We start from the raw sequence: 3,555 nt of genomic DNA on the forward strand, positions 1-3,555 counted from the left end.
CCGGGAAGGGACTAGTTGCCCGCCCTCAGACTTCGTTCGGGGATTCCGATGTCAATTTCTTCCTCACTTTTCGATTCCTGTCCGGACTGGCTGGCTCATACGCTTGCCAACTCCGACACGTCACTACCTGAACTAAAAGCCCAACTTCCAGAGGGCACTCGTGTGATTCGACGCGCCGTTGGCGTTCTCGAGCTCAGCCCTCCCTCAGACCGCCCTAACCCTAATCGCGAGGCAGTTATTGTTTCTGCTGGCGTGCATGGTAACGAAACTGCGCCGATTGAGGTGCTGAACGCGTTGGTCACGGAGGTTCTGGACGGGAAATGGCACCTGGCCTGTCCGGTCTTGTTGATTCTGGGGAATCCGCCGGCGATGTTGGCTGGGGAGCGGTTTCTTGATGTGAACATGAATCGGCTGTTTCATGGTGCTCATAGCAAAGAAGCGTATCAGGGGTTACCGGAGGCGGCGCGGGCGCAGTTTCTGGAGGAGTGCTGCCGGCAGTTTGCGACGCTGCATTCTCACAATCTGAGCCACTACGATCTGCACACGGCGATTCGTCCTTCCCAGCGGGAGAAGTTTGCGCTGTATCCGTTTGTTGAGGGGCGGGAAGTACCGCAAGGGCAATGTGACTTTTTACTGGAAGCTGGGGTGGAGACGCTGCTGCTCCAGCATCGTGAGGGCACGACGTTTTCGTCGTTCTCGTCGTCGGTGCTGAAGGCGGAGAGTTTTACGGTGGAGCTGGGCAAGGTTCGGCCTTTCGGGAAGAACGATCTCAGCCGTTTCTCTGGCATCGGCGATGCGCTGCGTCGTCGGATGAGCGGAGGTGCGCCGGTTCAGCCCGAACCGTCCGCTGATCGGCTTGCGGTGTTTGAGGTGGTGCAGGAGATCATCAATACCGGTGCCAGCTTCCGCTTTCATGTGCCGGACGATGTGGCGAATTTTACCGAGTACGCCCCTGGCACGCTGATCTGGGAGGATGCTGAATCGGAGTACCGGGTGGGGCATTCGCCAGAATCGATTGTGTTTCCCAATCGTGATGTGCCAGTGGGCCAACGGGTGGGGTTGTTGATCAGGCTGGCGCGTTCTCGGGCTCTGCCACTTTGCAGCGGATGACCTGAGTACAGACGGAAGGTATCACCAGCAAGGTCAGCACGGTGGACGCCAGCAGGCCGGAGATGATGGCCCAGGCCATGGGCGGCCATAATGTGGAACTGGAGAACGCCAGTGGCAGCAGGCCTGCTACCGTGGTTGCCGTGGTCAGCAGGATGGGTCTGGTGCGCTGTTCCACAGCGATGCGCACGGCATCGCGGATGGCTTCGCCTTTCTCCAGTTGCCGATCCATTACGTCCAGCAGCACGATGGCGTTGTTCACCACAATACCCACCAGCGCAATCACCCCAAGCAATGACTGGAAGCCAAACGGCGACCCTGACAACACCAGCCCCGGGAAGATGCCAACCGTCGCCAGTGGCACGGTCAGCAGGATAATGCCGACCCGGCGGAAGGAGTTGAACTGGACCAGCAGGAAGAACAGCAACAGCAGCATGCCGATGGGCGCGGTGGTCAACAGCGCGCTGTTGGCGTCGCCCGATCCTTCCGCGTCACCGCCCATGTCCAGCCGGGTGCCGGGAGGCAGTGGCTGGTCAGCCAGCGCGGCATCCAGCCCCTGTAAGGCCTCGCTGAAGCTGTAGCCGTTCAGCAGGTTGGCGGTCACAGTGCTCATCCTGACGCCGTTGCGCAGGTACCGTGCGGCGGGCTGCCACGACGTTTCCACTGTGGTGACGGCCGACAAAGGTACGGCATCGCCCTGGTCGTTGTAGATGTTGACCGACAGCAGCCGTGACAGAGACAGGCGGGTGCCTTCCCGGGATCGCAGTACCAGGGGGATGGGGTCTTCCTCTTGCCGATATTGTTCCGCCACCACGCCAAAGCTTTGGCCGTAAAGGCTCTGAGCCACATCGGAACGGTTGATGCCGTAACGGGCAGCGCTGGCGTCATCCACGTTGATCGCGATACTGGGCACACCGATGTCCAGATCGTGCCGCACGTCCACGGTGCCTTCAACCTGGCGCAGGGCGGAGAATACCTGCTCCACCGCAGCCGCGCGGGTCTCGTCGTTCGCATGGTAAACCCGTACTTCCACTGGCGCGGTTCGGGGTGGCCCCTGCCCCAGAATGCCTGCGGACAGGTCCAGCTCCGGCAGGTGGGTGGCGGCGTAGTCGCGAATCCAGGGAATCAGGTCGGTGGTGTCTGCCAGCGTGGGCGTAGACACCACGATGCGACCCCGGTTCGGGGCCTGGGGCGAACGCTTCAGGTTGTAGTAGAAACTCGGCCCGGTGAATCCAGTGAAGCGATGCACCTGAATGGCTTCCGGGCGGCTCCGTATGGCCCGCTCCAGGTCCGCTGCAACGGATGAGGTGCGCTCCTGATCGGTGCCTTCCGGCATGTAGAGCTCAACGATCACCTGGGGCCGGTCCGCATTGGGGAAGAACTGCAGCTTCATGAACGGGGTCAGCGCCAGGCTGATCAGCACCAGCGCGAAGCCGCCGATCATCAGCTTGCCCGGCATGCGGGAGACCAGATTACCAAGAAACTGGGCGAGGCCGGTCAGGCGGTCGCGATACTGCGCTTTCCGGGGCTTGAGGAAGCGTGCGGCCAACAGGGGCACCGCAGATATCGCCAGCAGGTAGCTTACGGACAGGGTAAGCATGATCATCACGGGCACGCCACGGGTAAAGTCTGCCGTTCCGCCTTTGGATAATAACAGTGGCGTAAAGGCCGCCAGGGTGGTGCCGGTCGAGGCTCCCAGCGGGCCGGCGAGCTCTCGCACTGAGCATTTCAAGGCGTCCAGGCGACGCATTCCGTTGTCCAGATACCCCTGGATACTCTCGACAATCACAATCGCATTGTCGATCAGGATACCCAGGGAAATGACCATACCGATGACCGCAATCTGGTGCAGAACACCGCCGCCCAGGTCGTAAAGCCCAACGCTGATCAACGCCACCATGGGCAGGATGGAGGCCACCAGCAGCCCCATGCGGATCCCCATACCGGTAAACACCACCGCGACGATGATCAGCACAGACAACACCAGGCTCCAGGCCAGGTTATCCAGGCGCTGCTCCACCTTGTCCGGCTGGAAGAACATTTCTCTCAGCTCGTAGGGTTCAAAATCATCGCGGATCTCGGACAACCGTGTTCTTACCCGCTCACCAAAACGGATGGCATCGGTAGCACCTTCCTCCATGATCATCGATACCAGCACCACACGCTCGCCGTCATACCAGGTCTCTGGCTGACGTGGCTCCACCGGGCCTCGCCACACTTCCGCGGCCGCGGCCAGTGGCACTTGTGAGCCGTCGGGCAGTTCAATAGGCGTGGCGCGTATGGCCTCAATATCGGCAAACTCACTGTTGGGCAACACGGACATGCGGCGGCCATCGACTACAACAAAACCACCCGGGATTGTCTGATTGCGCCGCGAGAGCGTATCCAGCACCCGCGCCGGAGATATACAGAGGCGGTACATGGCAGCGTCGTCCAGCGCCAGGGTGA

The 3,555-nt window shown here is 61.0% G+C and carries 2 protein-coding genes; one reads left to right on the forward strand and one right to left on the reverse strand.

Annotated features, from left to right (window positions below; genetic code table 11):
- Nucleotides 1-48 precede the first annotated feature (48 nt).
- Nucleotides 49-1,110 (forward strand): succinylglutamate desuccinylase, encoded by a 1,062-nt coding sequence (gene astE / locus WD429_RS11395; RefSeq protein WP_368422294.1) that lies wholly within the window; start codon nt 49-51, stop codon nt 1,108-1,110.
- Here the strand turns inward: astE and WD429_RS11400 are convergent.
- Nucleotides 1,067-3,555 (reverse strand): efflux RND transporter permease subunit (locus tag WD429_RS11400; RefSeq protein ID WP_368422295.1); only part of this gene is annotated, 2,489 nt, incomplete at its 5' end. The genes astE and WD429_RS11400 overlap by 44 nt on opposite strands.

It is taken from the genome of Marinobacter sp., from assembly GCF_040904845.1.
Taxonomy (GTDB): domain Bacteria; phylum Pseudomonadota; class Gammaproteobacteria; order Pseudomonadales; family Oleiphilaceae; genus Marinobacter.

What these genes read in the sequence shown, in the direction of transcription:
- astE (WP_368422294.1), top strand. Translation starts at nt 49, where the DNA reads ATGTCAATTTCTTCCTCACTTTTCGATTCCTGTCCGGACTGGCTGGCT.